This window comes from Bradyrhizobium oligotrophicum, from assembly GCF_051168495.1.
Lineage (GTDB): Bacteria > Pseudomonadota > Alphaproteobacteria > Rhizobiales > Xanthobacteraceae > Bradyrhizobium > Bradyrhizobium oligotrophicum_A.
Genome location: NZ_JBNPVB010000029.1, coordinates 1 through 18,324 on the forward strand (window position 1 = coordinate 1; position 18,324 = coordinate 18,324).

The window sequence follows — 18,324 nt, forward strand, 5'->3', positions numbered from 1 at the left end:
CAGACCGCGGCCATCGCATCCCCACCTCGCGTGTCGTGACGATCGCGCGCTACGCCCCTCTGCGGTGAGGCGGGATGCGCAGAGAAGATCATGATTTCAGAAAAAACGCAATAGAATTATTTTTATCAGAAGGTGAGGCGGTTATCCTCCGCCGTCGTCCCGGGCTCCATACTCCGCGGCGGGAGTGGTCAGAGCGATCTGGTCAACGTCTGTGCGCCAAATTACGGCCGGTGGCTATGGGTCCCAGGTCAAGCCCGGGACGACACCGTTTAATAGGCGCGATCGGTGGTCGTGCCTCCGGCGCCGTACGAAGTCCAACTCAGTCTGTTTCTTGCCGCACAGAGTTGCATCGGGGTGATCGTTGCATGCAATGATCGCTCATGAAATGGGCTGAGTTTCCCGTTGAAGGAGCCTGCTCAGCAAGCGGGCAACTTCGGCGGCCTGATCAACCTATTGAATTAGTTCGTGCTTCGTGACCGCCGTCGGCCTCTGCCCAATTGTACACAATGGCATAGCGCTTGCTTTGCCTCTTGCGACGCATTCTCGCGGGGAGGCAGGCGGCCATGGCGAACTCACTGGCGAACTCACCTGCAAAGGCAAGCGCGACCGTGCGCGCCGAGCCGGAGCCGATCACGCTCGATCTGTCCAGGACCGCGCTCGTCATCATCGACATGCAGCGCGACTTCATGGAGCCCGGCGGCTTCGGCGAGACGCTCGGCAACGACGTCTCGCAACTCGCCCGCGCGGTCGAGCCGATCGGCAGCGTGCTGGCGGCGGCGCGCAAGACGGGCATGCTGGTGATCCATACGCGCGAAGGCCACGAGCCGGATCTGTCCGACGCGCCGCCGGCCAAGGTCGAGCGCGGCGCGCCGTCTCTGCGCATCGGCGATCCCGGCCCGATGGGGCGGATTCTCATTCGCGGCGAGGCCGGGCACGACATCATTCCCGCGCTCTATCCGATCGACGGCGAGGTCGTGATCGACAAGCCGGGCAAGGGTGCGTTCTATGCCACGGAGCTGAGTGACGTGCTGGAACACCACGGCATCGAAAACCTGCTGGTGTGCGGCGTCACCACCGAGGTCTGCGTCAACACCACCGTGCGCGAGGCCAATGACCGCGGCTATCGCTGCGTCGTCATCTCCGACGGCTGCGCATCCTACTTCCCGGAATTCCACGAGATGGGCCTGAAGATGATCAAGGCCCAGGGCGGCATCTTCGGCTGGGTCGCCGAGTCGGCCGCGGTTCTGCAAGCCATGCACTGAGAGTCATGCACTGAGAGCCATGCACTGAGAGCCATGCGTTGAGAGCCAAGTGTTGAAAGCCAAGTGCTGAAACAGACGAGTTCGGAGACCTGATCGCGTCAATTCAACAGGGGAGCAAGGCGATGAGCGGAAGCGGGACGGCAAGCTCGGTCAAACCAGATTTCAAACCGGCGCTCTGGACACCGGGAGACTGGAACGCGTTCTTCGGTTTCGGCACCAACATCCTCGTTAACATGCTCGTCCTCACCGGGCTGCTGCGCTTCGTGCTGAAGATGCCCGACAGCCTGGTGTTCGGCCGCATCCTGCCGGCGCTCGGCCTGATGATGTGCCTGTCGACGTTCTACTACGCCTTCCTCGCCTATCGCCTGGCGCAGAAGACCGGACGCACCGACGTCTGCGCGCTGCCCTCGGGCGTCAGCGTGCCGCACATGTTCATCGTCACCTTCGTGATCATGCTGCCGATCACCTTGAAGACCGGCGATCCGTTGAAAGGCTGGTCGGCCGGCCTGGTCTGGGTGTTCTTCCAGAGCTTCATCCTGATGATCGGCGGCTTCATCGCGCCCTATATCCGCAAGATCACGCCGCGCGCCGCGCTGCTCGGCACCTTGGCCGGCGTGTCCGTCACCTTCATCTCGATGCGGCCGGCGCTCGAGATGTACATGACGCCGCAGATCGGTCTGGTGTGCTTCGCGATCATCCTGGTCAGCTGGTTCGGCGGCGTGAAATATCCGAAGGGCCTGCCGGCCGGACTCGTAGCGATCGCGGTCGGCATGATCATTGCGTGGGGCTCGAACCTGTTCGGCCTTGGGCTCGGTGGCCTCAGCGTCAAGGGCGTGGGTGATGCCTTCGCGAGCTTCGGATTCTCGGTGCCGCTGCCGGCCTTCGGCACGGTGTTCTCCGGTTTCGAATATCTCGGCATCATCCTGGTGACCGCGATTCCGTTCGGCATCTACGACCTCGTCGAGGCCATGGACAATGTCGAGAGCGCGGAAGCTGCCGGAGATGAGTACCCGACCACACGCGTGCTGACCGCCGACGGCATCGTCAGCCTGATCGGCTGCATGATGGGCAACCCCTTCATCAACGCGGTCTATATCGGCCATCCCGGCTGGAAGGCGATGGGCGGGCGCATCGGCTACTCCGCTGCGACAGGCCTGATGGTGATCGTGCTGTCCTGGCTCGGCATCATCTCGGTGCTGCTGGCGCTGGTGCCGGTGGTCGCGATCTCGCCGATCCTGCTCTACATCGGCATGCTGATCGGCGCGCAGGCGTTCCAGACCACGCCGGTCAAGCATGCGCCGGCGATCGTGCTCGCCTTCACGCCGCATCTGGCGGCCTGGGCCAAGCTGCAGATCGACACCATGCTGGCCTCGACCGTGACGGCGGCGCAGAGCGTCGGCGGTCTCGCCGCCGACAAGGTCGACGCGGTCAAGACGGCTGCGATCGCCGCACTCCCGCAGCAGGGTGTGCTGTATCATGGGTTGGAGGTGATGGGCGGCGGCTCGATCCTCGCCGGCCTCGTGCTCGGCGCGATCGGCGTGTTCGTGATCGAGCGTGACTTCACCAAGGCGGCGGCGTTTGCTCTGGCGGGGGCCGTCATGACCTTCTTCGGCTTCATGCACGGCGAGGCCGTCGGCATCGGCATCACGCCCGCGGTGGCTCTGGCCTATGTCGTGGTGGCCGGCGGCTTGTTCGCGCTGGGGCGGCTCGGCATGTCCCAGAGCTACGTGCCGCATGCCGACATGCACGCGGCGCCCGCGGAGTAGTTGACGGACCTGAGATACGCTCGACACGGTCATTGCGAGGAGCGAAGCGACGAAGCAATCCAGGGCCCCACACGGGACACTGGATTGCTTCGCTTCGCTCGCAATGACGCAAGAGGATGAGGCTCGGAGATCACGATCGACGAGCGCCAAGACTCGCATCGTGGAGCCGGACTCACGGCCGCACCGCCGGCGCGTCCAACGGCATTCCGTGCGCCCGTGACATCAGATAGAGTTCCAGCGCGATCATGTCCGCAGCGTCGAAGTCGAACGCCTGCGCGCGGACGCCGGTCATACAGCCGCGGAGGCGGCGCTGCAGCGAGCCCATGCCCTGCCATTCCAGCCGGTAAATCGGATAGCCGGTCGCCTGTCCCTGCGTGATCGATGAGCCGGCGAGATGCTTGTCCCAATTGTCGTCGTGGCAATTGGTGCAGGCGAGATTGAGCTGGCCCTGGCGCTCGAAGAACAGCTGATGGCCGCGCGCGACGAACGGCTGGAGTCGGGGGTCGTCGCCGGCCGTGATCGGCAGGCCGCGCGACTGCTTTGCGATCAGCGCCGTCAGCGCGAGCAGCTCGCGGCTCTCCGGCGCGAACGCGGCGGCCTGCTGATGCTGCGTGCGGCAGAGATTGACGCGCTGGCCGAGATCGACCGGCGCGGCGCTGGCGGCATTGAAGGCCGGGAAGCGTGCGGCCGTGCCTCTCATGCTGACGTCGACCTCGCCATGACAATCGCTGCAGGACTTGTTCGCGGCGCCTGCCTTCGTCGTCCATAGCGTCTCGCCGTCGAGCACCGAGAGCATCGCGGGATTGGCGGTGTCGTCGTCCTGCATCGCCCTGGTGTCCGGCGACATGAAGTCGTAGCCGGAGCGGCGCTCGGAGGGCGCGATTTCGCCGGCGAGCACGGGCAGCGCTGCGCCGAGCAGAGTCACAACGAGAAGGGCGCGCGGCGTCATTCGACCGTGATCGCCGCCGACGCGGTGGCGACGAAGCCGTTATCGCCGATCCACTCGAATTCGAATTTGCCGCTCTCGCTGGCGGTGGTGAAGAACGACAGGAAGGGATTGGCGGCGATGGCCGGATAGAGATCGGCGCGAAAGATTTCGGTGCCGTTGAACTTGCAGGTGAAGCCGGTGATGATGTCGCGTGGCACGACCTCACCGGCCGCGGTGTGGCGGTAGCCCGGCTCCATCACGTGGCTCATCAGCGTCTTGATCTCGATGACCGTGCCGCGTTTGGCCTTGGGCGGCACGTTGACCAGGGCTGCGGGCATCACGGCATCTCCTCGGTGCAGGCGGCGAGCGTCACGATGACGTCGACGCTGACGGACCAGAACGAGCCGTCCGACAGCCTTGCAATCGCGACCACCTTCTGGGTGTCGGCGAGCCGAATGCGGGTCGTGACCTGGGCGCGGCCGGCACTCGGCGTCAGATGGAAGTTGGCGACGTTGGGTTGCGGGTTCTTCTCGTTGAAGACGTGGATGCTCTTGACGTAGCTCTCAGGTGTCATCGGGTGATCGACGCTGACCGTCATCGGCACGGTGTTGCCGTTCTCGACCAGCGGCGGGATGTCGAGCCGGACCTTGCCGACGTTGACATGGGCCTCGCCGACGAGGTTGCGGATGGCCGAGGCCAGCATTGCCGGCGTGGCCTGCGCCGGCCGGACGGTAATCAGCGGCAGCGCGCCAGCGAGCGTGCCCGCCAGCTGCAGCAGGTGGCGGCGCGAGAGGTGGGAGGGTGCGAACATGCTGTCCATATGGGCTCACTCGCGCAACGTCGCGAGATAGGCGACGATGTCTTCGATCTGCTCCGCCGACAGGATCGGCTTGTCGCGCCAGGCGGCGCCGACGCGCGTCAGGCCTTCGATGCGATAGTAGGACGGCATGATCGTCTCGGCATTGACGCGGCTGGCATCGACCAGCCGCAGCCGGAGCTGTGCGGTCGTGGAGCGGCTGCCGGCACCGGCGAGGCTCGGCGCGAGGTCGCCCTGGAAGCGCGCTTCCGGAAACGGGCCGGAGTGACAGAGGATGCAGGTCGAGCTGCGCGCGAGCACCATTGCCCGGCCGCGCGTGGCGTCGCCGGGCTGGCCGGTGAGCGAGTCGGCGATGCCGTCGCTGGTGACCTTATATGGCGTAAGCGTCTGCGCCGCGGCGATGGCGGGCAGGGCGGTGATGAGCATGGCAATGAGCCGGCTAGCCGAAGGCGTCATCGGTCAGCGCCTTGAACCAGGCCGTGGCGGCTTCGGCTTCGGTCGCGCGTGTCGAGCGCGGTGCATCGATGGGACTGGTCCGGCCGCCCTCCATTTCGGCGAACAGGTCGCCCTTCGGCTGATAGACACCGGAGAGCGAGAACGCGTAGTCCGGCGCGACGATGCTGTAGCAGACGCCCGTCAGCGGCGGCGGCTCGGATTGCCGGCCGGTGAGATCGCGCGCGATCACGGCCGCGCAGGCCTTGCCCTGCGCCTGCGCCGCACCGGCCGATTTCGGAATACCGCCGCCAAGACAGGCGTCGCCGATCACGTGAACGTCGGAGACGAGCTTCGAAGCAAAGGTCGCGGCATCGATCGGGCACCAGCCGGTGCGGTCGGTGGCGCCGGCGAGCGATGCGATGCGACCGGCCTTCTGCGGCGGGATGATGTTGGCGACATCGGGATTGTAGTTGCCGAACTCGGTGATCACGGTGCGGCTCGCCACGTCGACGCCGGTCACGCGGCCGCCCTGCGACAGCGGAATGCGCTCGATCATGCCGTCATAGAGCTGCGCCCACGCCTGTTCGAACAGCTTCTGCTGCGAGAAAGTGTCCTTGGCGTCGAGGATCAGCACCTTCGACTTCGGCTTGTGCGTCTTCAGATGATGCGCGATCAGGCTGGCGCGCTCGTAAGGCGCGGGCGGGCAGCGCGAGGGATTGGCGGGGACCGCGATCGCGACCGTGCCGCCGTCTGGCATCGCCTCGATCTGCTTCCGCAACAGCAGCGTCTGTGGGCCGGCCTGATAGGCATGCGGCATCAGGGTCGATGCGGCCTCGTCGTAACCCTGCAGCGCGGTGAAATCGATGTCGATGCCGGGCGCGAGCACGAGGCGGTCGTAGGCGAGCGTGGTGCCGTCGGCAAGCGTGACCTTGTGCACCGCCGTGTCGATGGCCGTCGCTGCCTGCAGGACCACGCGCACGCCTTCGGCCGCGATCCTGTCGTAGCCGAATTGCTGGGCGCCGATGTCGCGCAGGCCGGCGATCACCTCGTTGCTGAGGGGGCACGCCGTGAAGAGCTTGTTCGCCTCCACCAGCGTGACGTCGAGCCTGTCATCGGCCTGGCGCAACGCGCGGGCGCAACTCGCGCCACCAAAACCGCCGCCGATCACGATCACGCGCGCCGTCGTTTGTGCGCGCAGCACGGCGGGGGCGGCGATCAGGGCTGCGCTCGCCGCGATCAGGCCGCCGACCTCTCTGCGCGTGCGCGGCCGGGACATCGTCATGGTCTTGCAATAGCACGGCGGCGGCCATTGGTCCCAACGGCCGCCGCCGCGCTGATCATGCGAAGGTGATGTTCTGGTCGCGCAGCGGCACCGAGCGGATGCGTTTGCCGGTGGCGGCGAAATACGCATTCAGCACCGCGGGCGCGGCGACGCCGATGGTCGGTTCGCCGACGCCGCCCCAGAACCCGCCGCTCGGGACCATGATCGCTTCCACCTTGGGCATCTCGGCGATGCGCATCGAATTGTAGCTGTCGAAATTGGTCTGCTCGATGCGGCCGTCCTTGACGGTGCAGCCGCCATAGAACAGCGCCGACAGGCCATAGACGAACGAGCCGGCGATCTGCCGCTCGACCTGCGCCGGGTTGACGACATAGCCCGGATCGGTCGAGGCGACGATGCGGTGGATCTTGATCTTGGTGCCGTCGATCACCGAGATCTCGGCGGCGCCGGCGACGTAGCTGCCGTAGCCGTGAAGCTGAGCGAGGCCGCGATATACGCCCTCGGGCGGTGCGGAGCCCCAGCCGATCTTATCGGCCACGGCGTTGAGCACCGCGAGATGCTTTGGATGATCGGCCATCAGCCGTCGGCGGAATTCCAGCGGATCCTGGCCGGCAGCGCTCGCGAGTTCATCCATGAAGCATTCGAGATAGATCGCGTTCTGGTTCACGTTGACGCCGCGCCAGAAGCCCGGATTGATGTGCGGGTTGCGCATCGCGTGCTCGATCAGCAGGTTCGGCACGGAGTAGCCGATCGTCGCCTCGCCGGTCGCGCCGAGCCCCTGGAAGGTCGCGGGGTCCTTGCCGTTGACCAGCGCGTCGGGCCGCAGGCTGAACAGGATCGACTGGCCGGAAATGCGCATGTGCAGCGCGGTCAGGTTGTTGTCGGCGTCGAAGCCGCCGGTCAGCTTGCATTGCGTGATCGGATGGTAGCGGCCATGCGTCATGTCCTCCTCGCGCGACCAGATCAGCTTGACCGGCGTGCCCGGCAGCTCCTTGGCGATCTTCACCGCCTGGCGGACGTAATCAGTTTGCCCGCGCCGGCCAAAACCGCCGCCGAGGATCAGCTTGTGCACTTCGCATTTGTCGGCCGGCAGGCCCGAGGCTTCCAGCACCGCGGCGAACGCCGCCTCGCCGTTCTGCGTGCCGCACCACACCTCGCAGCGATCGGCGGTGTAAACCGCGGTCGCGTTCATCGGCTCCATGGTGGCGTGGTTCTGGTAGGGATAGTTGTAGACCGCCTCGACTGTCTTCACGGCGCTCGCCAGCGCCGCCTTGGCATCGCCGTTCTCGTTGCCGACGAAGGCGGGGCCTGACTCGAGCCCTTCGGCCAGCCATTTGCCGATCGAGTCCGACGAGACCTTGGCGTTCGGGCCTTCGTCCCACACGATCGGCAGCGCATCGAGCGCGGTCTTGGCGTGCCACCAGGTGTCGGCGACGACGGCGACCGCGGTGCCGTCGATGGCGACCACCTTCTTGACGCCCTTCATGCCGGCGATTTTGGCTTCGTCATAACTCTTCAGCTTGCCACCGGTGACCGGGCAGTCCTTGATAGCGGCGTTGAGCATGTTCGGCAGTGTGACGTCGGCGCCGTAGATCATCGCGCCGTTGACCTTGTCGGCGGTGTCGAGCCGCTTCACGCCCTTGCCGATCAGGGTCCAGTCCTTCGGGTCCTTCAGCTTGACGTCGGCCGGCGGCGTCAGTTTGGCGGCGGCTTCCGCCACCTTGCCGTAGGTCGTCGTGCGGTCCGAGGCCTTGTGGGTGATGATGCTGTTGGCGGCGGTGCATTCAGCCACCGGCACCTTCCACTGATCGGCGGCGGCCTGGATCAGCATCATGCGCGCAGCGGCGCCGCCTTTGCGGACGTAGTCCTGCGACGAGCGGATGCCGCGACTGCCGCCGGTGGAGAAATCGCCCCACACCCGCTTGCGGGCGACGTTCTGGCCGGGTGTCGGATATTCGGTCGTGACCTTGCTCCAGTCGCAGGCGAGCTCCTCGGCGACGAGCTGGGCGAGACCGGTGAGCGAGCCCTGGCCCATCTCCGAGCGGGCGATGCGGATCACCACGGTGTCATCCGGGCGGATCACGACCCAGGCGTTGACCTCCGGTGAGCCGTCCGCGGCGCGCACCACCTGCGGGCCGCCGAAGGGGAGATCGAGGCCGAGCGCGAGGCCGCCGCCGAGCGCGGCGGTGCCGATCACGAAGGCGCGACGGTTGAGGCACGGCGTGACGTGCTGGTTCATACCGTCCTCCTCAGGCGTTGGCGGCGGCGTGGATCGCCTCGCGCACCTGCGCGAAGGTTCCACAGCGGCAGATGTTGGTGATGGCGTCGTTGATGTCCTGGTCGCTCGGTTTCGGATTGTCCTTGAGCAGCGCCGCGACGGCCATGATCATGCCGCTCTGGCAGTAGCCGCATTGCGGAACGTCGTTCTCGAGCCACGCCTGCTGCACCTTGTGCAGGCCGCCGTCGCTCGCGAGACCTTCAATGGTGGTGATCTGCTTGCCCGCGGCCTCGGACACGGTGATGCCGCAGGAGCGAACCGCGGTTCCGTCGAGATGCACGGTGCAGGCGCCGCATTGTGCGATGCCGCAGCCATATTTGGTGCCGGTCAATCCGGCGTTTTCGCGGATCGCCCACAGTAGCGGCGTATCGGCTTCGACGTCGAGATTATAGGATTTGCCGTTAATCGTCAGGTTTGCCATCGCACATCCCTTTCGTTCAACTCGCCAGTTGAACCGAACGCACTGTGGCGCGAACGATTGCATCCTTCAAATCAAGATTATGCGTTTGCGGCGCGGAAGATTTGTGAAGGCTGGGGTTGTTTGTAGTCGGGCTCACTGGCCGCGCGGAGTTGCAACCGCCAGCCGCAGGAAGCTCATGATGCTGCCGAGCGCGGCGAAGCCGGCACCCAGCGCCAGCGCCACGGTCGCGCCCTCGCGGCCGGCGAGGCTGAAGCACAGCGCCGCCAGTGCCGCGCCCGTGGTCTGGCCGGTCAGCCGCGCGGTGGCGACGATGCCGCTGGCGCCGCCGCTGCGATGCGGCGGGGCGCTTGACATGATGGCCTTCATATTCGGCGCCTGGAAGAAGCCGAACCCGATGCCGCAGATCAGCATGCGCCAGACGATGTTGGGAACGCTCGGGTTCTCCGGCAGCATGGCGAGCAGCGCCATGCCGGTTCCGAGCATCACGAGGCCAATGCCGCCGAGCAGGCCGGCGGGAAAGCGGTCCGACAGCCGGCCGGCGATCGGCGCCATGATGGTGACCGCGAGCGGCCAGGGCGTCATGAAGAAGCCGGTCTCGACCTGTGAGCGCTGCAGAATGTCCTCGAAGTAGAACGGCAGCGAGACGAAGCCGAGGCCCTGCACCGAGAACGAGCATACCGCGGTCGCGGCCGACAGCGCGAACACGCCGCGGCGGAACAAATCGATCGGCAGCATCGGCGCCGGATGATCGGCCTGGCGGCGGGCCAGGATGATGCCGAGCACGAGCGCGCCGACGAGTTCCGCCGCGACCATCACCGGCGTCGCGCCATGCGCGGCGCTGCCGATGCCGGTGATGAACAGGCCGAGACACAGCGCGGCGAGCCCGGCACCGAGGAAGTCGAAGCCGTGGTCGGCGCGCGGCGTTGATGGCAGCATCTTCAGGCCGATCGCGATCGCGATCAGGCCGAACGGCAGGTTGATCGCGAACAGCCACGGCCAGGAGCCGAGCGAGAGAATGGCGGACGCAATGGTCGGGCCCAGGGTGAAGGAGATGCCGACCACCAGCGCGTTGTGGCCGAGGCCGCGGCCGAGCATCCTGCCGGGATAGACGTAGCGCACCAGCGCGGTGTTGACGCTCATGATGCCGCTGGCGCCGAGGCCTTGCAGCGCACGCGCGATCACCAGGGTTGGCAGCGACCATGCCAGCGCGCAGCCGACCGAGGCCAAGGTGAACAGCAAGAGGCCGCCGAGATAGATGCGCTGGTGGCCGACGATTTCGCCGAGCGCGCCCAGCGGCAGCAGGGTCGCGACGAGGGCGATCTGATAGATGTTGACGACCCAGACCACTTCGGCGGGGGAGACGTGGAGATCGGCCGAGATCGACGGCAGCGCGATGTTGGCGATGGCGACGTCGAGCGAGGCCATCGACAGCGCCGTGAAGATCGCCGCGATCGCCCAGGGCCGCTGGCCCGGGGGCAGTCCATCGGCAAAGCCGGCGCCGGCATGCTTGGTCGCGTGGTGGCGGTTGGACATGGGGACCTTTCGGGGGCCTTCGGTTCGCGGGCGCGTCCGATCAGCATGTACACGGCAGCGGGCGAGGGCCCCAGCCGTCGCGCGCGCATGGCCGTATGCGCGGGCGGGCGGCAAGGCGCAACAACCGGGGTGACAGCGCCGGGGCCGTCATGCTGAAACTGGCACCGTCGCGCCGCGAGATGAGGGAGCCGCCATGCATATCGTCGTTCTGCCGGGGGACGGCATCGGACCGGAGATCACGACCGCGACATCGCAGGTGTTGCGCGCCGCCTCCGAGCAGTTCCAGCTCGGCCTGGTGCTCGACGAGCATGCCGTTGGTCACGCGAGCCTTCAGCAGTTCGGCACCACCGTGCGGCCCGATCTGCTCGATCGCGTCAAGGCCGCCGACGGCCTGATCCTCGGGCCGACCGCGACCTTCGACTTCAAGGACGAGGCGCGCGGCGAGATCAATCCGTCGCGGTATTTCCGCAAGAGCCTGGATCTGTTCGCCAACATCCGCCCGGCCCGCGTTTATCCGGGACGGACCAGCCGGGTCGGCGAATTCGATCTCGTCGTCGTGCGCGAGAACACCGAGGGCTTCTATGCCGACCGCAACATGGAGGAGGGCAATGCCGAGCTGCGCGTGACCCCCGATGTCGTGATCTCGATGCGGCGGATCACGCGGCAATGCTGCGAGCGTATCGCCGAGGTCGCATGCCGGCTCGCGATGAAGCGGCGCAGGCACCTGACCATCGTGCACAAGGCCAATGTGCTGAGGATGGGCGACGGCATGTTTCTCGACGTCTGCACGGCCACCGCAGCGCGCTATCCGGAGCTCGCGGTCGACGAGGTGCTGGTCGATGCCGCCATGGCGCATGTGGTGCGCGAGCCCGGCCGTTTCGACGTGATGGTCGCCACCAACATGTTCGGCGACATCCTTTCCGATCTCACCGCGGAGCTGTCGGGCAGCCTCGGGCTCGGCGGCGCGCTCAACATGGGCGCTGACCATGCGATGGCGCAGGCTGCGCACGGCTCGGCGCCTGACATCGCCGGACGCGGCATCGCCAATCCGGTGTCGCTGATCCTGTCGGCGGCGCTGCTCTTGGACTGGCACGGCACGCGCACGCAGCAGCCGCGCTTCGTCGCGGCGGCTGCCGCCATCGAGACCGCCGTTGCGGACGCCATCGGGAAGGGCGAGTCCACGCGGGACATCGGCGGCCCGCTCGGCACCGCCGAGGCCGCGGCGGCAATCGCCGCGCGGCTGCAGGCATGAGCGTCGAGGAAGGCGCCAGAGGCGCCGTTGCCAAGGTCTTGTCATGGAGACAACCACCTGACGGGCGGCCGTCAGCGCGCGCCCCGCGCTACCCCACTGGGGCCTTACGCGTGCCGATCAGTCAGGCATTGGTCCCGCCGTCGACGGTCAAGTTCGCCCCGGTCATGTAGGACGACTCGTCGCTGGCGACGAATGCGACCAGCGCGGCCACTTCCTCTACCTTGCCGTAGCGATTGAGAGCCGTGACGGCCTTCTGCGGAGTAGCCCAATCTCCGGAGGCTGGGTTCAGATCGGTATCGATCGGCCCCGGCTGCACGTTGTTCACGGTGATGCCGCGATCTCCGACTTCTCGCGACAAGCCCTGCGTGAACATCCGGATCGCGCTCTTGGTCGCCGAGTACGGTACCAGTCCCGGCGTCATCATGCGTTCGCCGACGCAGGAGCCGATGGAGATGATCCGGCCACCATCGTTCATCTGCTTCAACGCAGTCTGCGTCGTGACGAAGACGCTGCGGATGTTGAGGTTGATCACTTGGTCGAACTCTTCCAGCGTCGTCTCCTCGAACTTCTTCGGGATCGCCGTGCCGGCATTGTTCACCAACACGTCGAGCTTTCCGAACGTGCTCACGATCCTGTCCACCGCCGCCTGAACGGCGCTTGCGTCGGTGGCGTCCGCCTGAATCGCGATGGCCTTGCCGCCCGCGCTCTCGATCGTCTTGACGACCGAAGCCGCGGCATCCGCGCCCCTCGCATAGGTGATCGCGACCCTGGCGCCTTCGGCAGCGAGCCGTTTGGCGATGGCGGCACCGATGCCGCGGGAGGCGCCCGTGACGAGCGCAGTCTTGCCTTGGAGCTTCTTTGACATATCAGAATTCCTTGCGGTGATGAGGACAGGAGGCTGCGGCGAATTGAAAGTTGCCACTCGGTTCGGACGTTCCGAGGCCCAGGCGTCGATGAAGAGCGTCGTGTGCTTGCGACGGCGGCGCCAGTTCCCGGATTTTCAAGTGCGGCACTCACCATCGAGGAACAGGTTGGTGTGAGCCAGGAAGAGATCCGGATACTGGTAGAACGGCCCGTGGCTGGAGTCCGGATAGATGATGAGCTGCGCGTTTGGCAGATGCTGTTGCAGGATGAATCCGTTGACCGTGGGGATGATCCGGTCGTTACTTCCGTCGACCACGAGCACCGGATGATGAATGGTCGCCAGGTAGTCCCACACGCCATCGCTCTTCTCGTTCGACTTGACGATCGCCGCGTATTGCGCAGCGGCGGACGCCTCGCTGACTTCCGGGCTGCGATCCCTGCGGCGGAACTTTCGTTCGAGGTACTTCAGCCCAGCCTCGCGGCCAGCGGCATTGGGCAGGAAATGCGCGGCGATCCAGAGATGTTCGGGCGGATCGTAGGTGGCAGAGAAGATCTCGGCGGATCTGCTTGCCGCGGTGTCGGCGCCGCGCGGCCCGGTGCCCACGAGGACCAACTTGCGTACCAGATCGGGCGCCTGCACGGCGATCTCCTGGGCGACCTTGCCGCCGATCGAATACCCGAGGAGGTCGGCCTTGCCGACCCCGAGCGCCGTCATGAAGGTGATGGCGTCGGTCGCCATGCCCGGAATGTTCGCAGGCGTCACGCCCGAGCTGGCGCCGATGCCTGCGTTGTCGAACAGGATGACTTCGCGCTGCAATGCCAACCCGTCGGTCACGGCCGGATCCCAATGGTCCATGGTACCCCGGAAATGGATGTTCATGACGATCGGCACGCTGCCCGGCTTGCCGAAGCGGCGATAGGCGAAGCGGATGCCGTTGGCCTCGACGAATTGAGTCGACACGGTGTCATGGGTGTAGTTCGTCATGGTAAGGTCCTGGTCCCGGTTGAAATTAGCTGGCGGTCCTGCCGCCGTTGACGCCGATGATCTGGCCGGTGATGAAGGAGGCCTTGTCGGAGGCGACGAACAGGATCGCGTCGGCCAGCTCTTCGGGCTTGCCGGATCGCCGAAGCGGAATCCCCGCAAGCATCCCTGCCTTGCGCTCGCCGGAGCCGGCGAAACGATCGAGCATTGCGGTTTCGATCGGGCCCGGCGCGATGGCATTGACGCGAACGCCGAACGCAGCGGCTTCCAAGGCGGCGGATTTGGTCAGGCCCTCGACGGCATGCTTGCTTGCGACGTAGAGCGACGCGTTGGCCGCGCCGCGACTGCCCATGGTCGACGAGATGTTGACGACGTTGCCGAAGCCCTGCGCCTGCATCACGCGCAGCTCGTGCTTCATGCAGAGCAGCACGCCGAGGACGTTGGTGTCGAATACGGCCGCGTAGCTTGCCGGCGTCTGCTCCGCCACCGGACCCGGCGTGCCTTCCGTGCCTGCATTGTTGACGGCGACGTCGAGGCGCCCAAATCGCGCGACCGTCCTGTCGATCATCAGGCGAACGTCATCTTCGCGGCGGACATCCGCCTTGATGAACTCAGCGTTCGAGCCAAACGCGCGAAGGTCCTTGACGAGCTCAACGCCGGCCTCCTCACGCCGCCCTGCGACGACCACAATGGCGCCTTGCCTCGCAAAGGCGATGGCGGTCGCGCGTCCGATCCCCGCCTGGCCACCCGTGACCAGAACAACCCATCCAACCATCATGAGCTCCCTGATTGATTTGCGTTCTCCCAGCCCGCATGAGCGAGCGCTGCTCTCGCGATCATGGACGGCCGATTCCTAGGCAGCGGACGGCGGGCCGTCCTGAAATCCGGCTGAAGCGGTCTGAAATAGTTCTGAAATCGTGATCGCCGGCGTCGCGGTATCGCCTTGCCAGCGGGAGGCCGCCGGTGCAAATTAGGTGGAACGAGCGATCATCCGCGATCCCCGGGCCTGTCGTGAACATCCGTCTCAAAGATGTCGGACCCAGCGATCTGCACGGCCTGGAGCAGATCCAGATTGCCGCGTTGACGCTCGATTTGCGCCGACACGAATTGCGCGATGCCCACGGCGGGCGCATTGATCTGCGCCATCAATCGTTCAACGTGCTACGACATCTGGCGACGAACCCGGGGCAGGTCGTCTCGAAGGACGAACTCCTAGCGGCCAATTGGCCTGGCCTGACGGTCACCGAAGACTCTCTCACCCAGTGCATCTCCGAAATCCGTCGTGCGCTTGGCTCCCCCGGGCGCGAGCTCCTTCGGACCGTTCCCCGGCGCGGCTATATGATGTCGCTGCCCGAACACACGTCATTGCAGGTCCCGCCAGATCGTTCCCTCGGTCCAACCGTCGCGGTGTGGCCGTTCGAAACGGACCATGATGGCGATGGCCTCGATGCATTGGCCGACGGCCTGACCCGGCAAATCATTTCCGCGCTCGGCCGCTTCGGCGAATTGCGCGTGCTCACCCGGAGCCTGACGAAATCCCACAAGGATCGATTCGAGAGCGCGAACGACTTTGGTCGTTCGCTCGGCGTGGACTACCTCGTCGAAGGCAATCTGCGGCCAGACGGCGAGTTCGCCCGCATCGAGATCCTGCTGTCCGATGCACGGACCGGCACGCAGGTCTGGAGCAAGACGTTCAGAGCCAGCGTGACCGCCTCCAATCTCCTCGCCATGCAAGACGAGATCGCCGGCCAGGCGAGCGCCATGATCGGCAGCTATTGGGGCGCGATCGGTGCTGCCGAATATAGACGGATCCAGAACAAGCCGGGCCCGGAGCTGACGCCTTACGAGTGCATCGTCCAGGGTGTGATCGGGATTCCGACAGATGCGACCGTCCTGGAGCCGGTCGCGAAGGCGCGCGAGTGCCTCGAGCGCTTGACGCGCGCGCAGCCGCGGAACGCCGCAGCCTGGGCGGCGCTGGTCCTGGTGTTCAACAGTCAGAGGACCTGGGGCTTTCCATCGCCGACTGGCGAAGTCGGCAGCGTCGAGGATCGCCTCGACCTCGCGGACAAGGCGGTCGAAGCGGCAAACCGCGCTGTCGAAATCGCACCGAACGATGCTTTCGTTCGTGGGTTGGTCGCGCGTGCCGCCTGGATGGCCCGCCAGCCGGACCTGCTTCGCATCGAGACGATGCGCGCGATCGAGCTCAATCCCAACGATCCGCAGAACCTCGGCCCGCTGGGTAACCTCATGGCCTATGCAGGGTTCTGGGACGAGGGTGTCGCGCTTGCCGAGCGGGGAATTGCGCTGACGGCGCCCAGTACGCCGCGCTGGTGGTGGTGGGCGAGCGCAAAGCGCGCCTTCGCCCACGACGACCATGCGACGGCCTTCAAGGCGTTCCGCCAATCCTATGTCGAGCAGCTCTGGATCAGCCATCTGCACATGGCCTATACGTTGCCCTACCTGGACCGGGTCCAGGAGGCAAAGGAGCACGTCGCAACTCTGCTGAGGATGAGGCCCGGATTCACGGTCCGCGAGGCCGACGCCTACTACAAAATGTGGTGCTTTGCGCCGTCATATCGCGAGAAGATGTGCGAGGCGCTGCTGCGCGCAGGGCTGAAGCTCAGCGCCTAAGTCAGGGCGCGACACTTCCGCTTCGTGGGCCTGAAGCCGGCAAAATCTTTGGCGCATCATGTCGGCAGCTATCCGGGCAGCCGGCCGTCAATCAACGTCACGTCACGTCGCGGCAGCCAGCAGCATCTGCGGTCCATTCGTGTAGAACGGCTCTGTGGCCGGCCGCGCCAGGCGCTCGATCGTCTGGTTGTGCCGTGTCAGCAGCTCGCAGGCATGGCCGATCTGCCGTTCGCGCAGTTCGGCATCGAAGCGGTGCTGCCGAGGCAACGGATTTCGACTATCCTCCAATGCAGACCATCAAGGCGAAACAGACCAGGGAGCGCGAGGGAGATCGATGAGCACAGTCAGAATCGCTCTGGCCCAGAAGAGTGGGGCCCTTATCCATGTTCGTTCCCGCGACATGGTCGTGGAAGCGTTGCGCCAGATGCGCGACAACCGGGTCCGGTCGGTGCTGGTCATCGACGACGACGTGCTGGTCGGCATCGTGACCCAGGGCGACTGCGCCATCAAGGTGCTGCTGCCCGGACTCGACGCGAAGCAGACGCCTGTGGCCCAGGTGATGACGGCCAACCCGGTGACGGTCAGGCTGGACCATCCGCTGGACGGCTGCATGGCCATGATGTCCCAGCGCGGCTTTCGCCATCTGCCTGTGCTTGATGCGGGCAAGGTCGTGGGCGTGATCTCGATCGGCGATGTCGTCAAGAACATCATCCGCGATCTGGAGCACAATGTCGACGACCTGATGGGCTACATCCTGAAGGACGGCCCAGGGGGGTGAGAGGCTATGCTGGTGCCATCGCCCCTCTTGCATCTGCTGTGACCTGGGCGGACGTTACGGTCTAAACCCGGTTGTGGGCCCGCAGCGGACCTGACTTCCCAGCGCGTTTTCCGGAGAATCAAGAAACCGGTGATCAATCCAGATTCGCAGCCTCGGCAACTCCGGGTGGGTACATCAGAATGGTATCGATGGTCGCCTCGTATTTCGACCATTCCCTTCTCGAGTTCTCGATGCTGATCTTCGGGATATCCAGCTCTGCGTAAAGCAGGTCGGTGAGCTTGCGATAATTCCGGTACAGCTCGATGAGCCCGTCAAGGCCAACCAGGCCGTGCCTGACGGCATAGGGCGATGATAGTTTCCAGTCGACTTGATATGTCACCCATGCATCCCCGCGCTCGGCAGCAACCGTTCGGATCGCCCGTTCAACGTCATCTTGATTGAAATAGATGAGCAAGGGACGTAGTGGCTCGATGGCAGTTACCACCTCATGAACGTAGCCACGCATCAGGGCAGTGTCGGCATCAAGCAGAAACAGTGCCGTCAGGTTGCCATGGAAAAGTTGTCCATCGACAACCGTGATGCGCTCTGACATTGTGGCCAAATTGACGTAGGTTCGCCAATGTACGGCGGCTGACTGCGCCAGTTGTATCGCCGGCATGTCAGCCCACGGTTCGTCCCAATCGAAGCGGATAGGATGTGGATTGACGCCCTCGGTGATGCCGAGGGCGGTGATGCCGGATCCATTCAATCTATCGGCAAGTCGCCGTACAGTCGTCGACTTGCCGGACCCCATGATCCCTTCGACGATCACAAGTCCAGAACGGATGCTGCAAACGGGCCGGGTCATAACGAGGCGATGATAGCCCGTCCCATGCGCCGCTACCAGCGAGGCTTCATCTGCTCCTGGCCGCATTGAGAGGTGGCGTGCCCTTGCGTTGAGGTCTGCTCCCTCAGGTCGGCGGACCAGACTTGTTGGGGACGAGTGCTTCGCATTTTGATCCGAAGCCGGAGACGTCACCGCGTACTGGAAGGTCGCCTTCGCCTTCACGGACAATGACAATAGCGGTCTCCATGTCCGTGTCGATCTGATCGGGA

At 65.4% G+C, this 18,324-nt stretch carries 18 protein-coding genes; 5 read left to right on the top strand and 13 right to left on the bottom strand.

Annotated features, from left to right (window positions below; translation table 11 throughout):
- Positions 1-563: 563 nt before the first annotated feature.
- Together ACQR1B_RS33485 and ACQR1B_RS33490 are read left to right on the top strand one after the other, a co-directional pair.
- On the top strand, positions 564-1,262 hold the full coding sequence (locus ACQR1B_RS33485) for a cysteine hydrolase family protein (RefSeq protein WP_434835317.1): 699 nt from the start codon (positions 564-566) through the stop codon (positions 1,260-1,262).
- A gap of 122 nt (positions 1,263-1,384) precedes the next feature.
- The gene (locus ACQR1B_RS33490; protein ID WP_434835316.1) at positions 1,385-3,028 is read left to right on the top strand and encodes a regulator; all 1,644 of its coding nucleotides are present in this window, start codon (positions 1,385-1,387) and stop codon (positions 3,026-3,028) included.
- 172 nt (positions 3,029-3,200) lie between these two features.
- On the opposite strand, the gene soxA is transcribed toward ACQR1B_RS33490, so the two are convergent.
- The 8 genes from soxA to ACQR1B_RS33530 all read right to left on the bottom strand — a co-directional run bounded on the left by soxA (position 3,201) and on the right by ACQR1B_RS33530 (position 10,722).
- Complete coding sequence (gene soxA / locus ACQR1B_RS33495; protein WP_434835315.1) at positions 3,201-3,977, bottom strand: sulfur oxidation c-type cytochrome SoxA; 777 nt, start codon at positions 3,975-3,977, stop codon at positions 3,201-3,203.
- Positions 3,974-4,294 (bottom strand): thiosulfate oxidation carrier complex protein SoxZ, encoded by a 321-nt coding sequence (soxZ, locus tag ACQR1B_RS33500; protein WP_434835314.1) that lies wholly within the window; start codon positions 4,292-4,294, stop codon positions 3,974-3,976. The genes soxA and soxZ overlap by 4 nt, the downstream gene beginning before the upstream one ends.
- Positions 4,294-4,776, bottom strand: coding sequence for a SoxY-related AACIE arm protein (locus tag ACQR1B_RS33505; RefSeq protein ID WP_434835313.1), 483 nt, complete (start codon positions 4,774-4,776; stop codon positions 4,294-4,296). The genes soxZ and ACQR1B_RS33505 overlap by 1 nt, the downstream gene beginning before the upstream one ends.
- A 6-nt stretch (positions 4,777-4,782) precedes the next feature.
- A complete protein-coding gene (gene soxX / locus ACQR1B_RS33510) occupies positions 4,783-5,199 on the bottom strand; it encodes a sulfur oxidation c-type cytochrome SoxX (RefSeq protein ID WP_434835312.1) in 417 nt (138 codons plus the stop codon).
- A gap of 13 nt (positions 5,200-5,212) precedes the next feature.
- The gene (locus ACQR1B_RS33515) at positions 5,213-6,490 is read right to left on the bottom strand and encodes an FCSD flavin-binding domain-containing protein (RefSeq protein ID WP_434835311.1); all 1,278 of its coding nucleotides are present in this window, start codon (positions 6,488-6,490) and stop codon (positions 5,213-5,215) included.
- Positions 6,491-6,545: 55 nt separating this feature from the next.
- A complete protein-coding gene (locus tag ACQR1B_RS33520) occupies positions 6,546-8,729 on the bottom strand; it encodes a molybdopterin cofactor-binding domain-containing protein (protein ID WP_434835310.1) in 2,184 nt (727 codons plus the stop codon).
- Positions 8,730-8,739: 10 nt separating this feature from the next.
- A complete protein-coding gene (locus tag ACQR1B_RS33525) occupies positions 8,740-9,189 on the bottom strand; it encodes a (2Fe-2S)-binding protein (RefSeq protein ID WP_434835309.1) in 450 nt (149 codons plus the stop codon).
- A 132-nt stretch (positions 9,190-9,321) separates the two neighbouring features.
- Entirely contained in the window at positions 9,322-10,722 is a 1,401-nt protein-coding gene (locus ACQR1B_RS33530) for an MFS transporter (RefSeq protein ID WP_434835308.1), read from the bottom strand.
- Between the two features lie 193 nt (positions 10,723-10,915).
- Here ACQR1B_RS33530 and ACQR1B_RS33535 point away from each other — a divergent pair, with 193 nt between their 5' ends.
- Positions 10,916-11,974, top strand: coding sequence for an isocitrate/isopropylmalate dehydrogenase family protein (locus tag ACQR1B_RS33535; protein WP_434835307.1), 1,059 nt, complete (start codon positions 10,916-10,918; stop codon positions 11,972-11,974).
- Positions 11,975-12,095: 121 nt separating this feature from the next.
- On the opposite strand, the gene ACQR1B_RS33540 is transcribed toward ACQR1B_RS33535, so the two are convergent.
- From ACQR1B_RS33540 to ACQR1B_RS33550, 3 genes are all read right to left on the bottom strand, one after another.
- Positions 12,096-12,839: an SDR family NAD(P)-dependent oxidoreductase gene (locus tag ACQR1B_RS33540; RefSeq protein ID WP_434835306.1), complete on the bottom strand. Its 744-nt coding sequence runs from the start codon at positions 12,837-12,839 to the stop codon at positions 12,096-12,098.
- Between the two features lie 135 nt (positions 12,840-12,974).
- A complete protein-coding gene (locus tag ACQR1B_RS33545) occupies positions 12,975-13,823 on the bottom strand; it encodes an alpha/beta fold hydrolase (protein WP_434835305.1) in 849 nt (282 codons plus the stop codon).
- 25 nt (positions 13,824-13,848) lie between these two features.
- Positions 13,849-14,595: an SDR family NAD(P)-dependent oxidoreductase gene (locus ACQR1B_RS33550; protein WP_434835304.1), complete on the bottom strand. Its 747-nt coding sequence runs from the start codon at positions 14,593-14,595 to the stop codon at positions 13,849-13,851.
- 236 nt (positions 14,596-14,831) lie between these two features.
- Between ACQR1B_RS33550 and ACQR1B_RS33555 the strand changes: the two genes are divergently transcribed.
- The gene (locus tag ACQR1B_RS33555) at positions 14,832-16,451 is read left to right on the top strand and encodes a winged helix-turn-helix domain-containing protein (protein WP_434835303.1); all 1,620 of its coding nucleotides are present in this window, start codon (positions 14,832-14,834) and stop codon (positions 16,449-16,451) included.
- Between the two features lie 102 nt (positions 16,452-16,553).
- On the opposite strand, the gene ACQR1B_RS33560 is transcribed toward ACQR1B_RS33555, so the two are convergent.
- Positions 16,554-16,718, bottom strand: a complete 165-nt coding sequence (locus tag ACQR1B_RS33560) for a hypothetical protein (protein ID WP_434835419.1) — start codon at positions 16,716-16,718, stop codon at positions 16,554-16,556.
- A gap of 67 nt (positions 16,719-16,785) precedes the next feature.
- Here ACQR1B_RS33560 and ACQR1B_RS33565 point away from each other — a divergent pair, with 67 nt between their 5' ends.
- Positions 16,786-17,229 (top strand): CBS domain-containing protein, encoded by a 444-nt coding sequence (locus ACQR1B_RS33565; RefSeq protein ID WP_434835302.1) that lies wholly within the window; start codon positions 16,786-16,788, stop codon positions 17,227-17,229.
- Between the two features lie 133 nt (positions 17,230-17,362).
- Here the strand turns inward: ACQR1B_RS33565 and ACQR1B_RS33570 are convergent, their stop codons facing one another.
- Positions 17,363-18,289, bottom strand: a complete 927-nt coding sequence (locus tag ACQR1B_RS33570) for a hypothetical protein (RefSeq protein WP_434835301.1) — start codon at positions 18,287-18,289, stop codon at positions 17,363-17,365.
- Positions 18,290-18,324 lie beyond the last annotated feature (35 nt).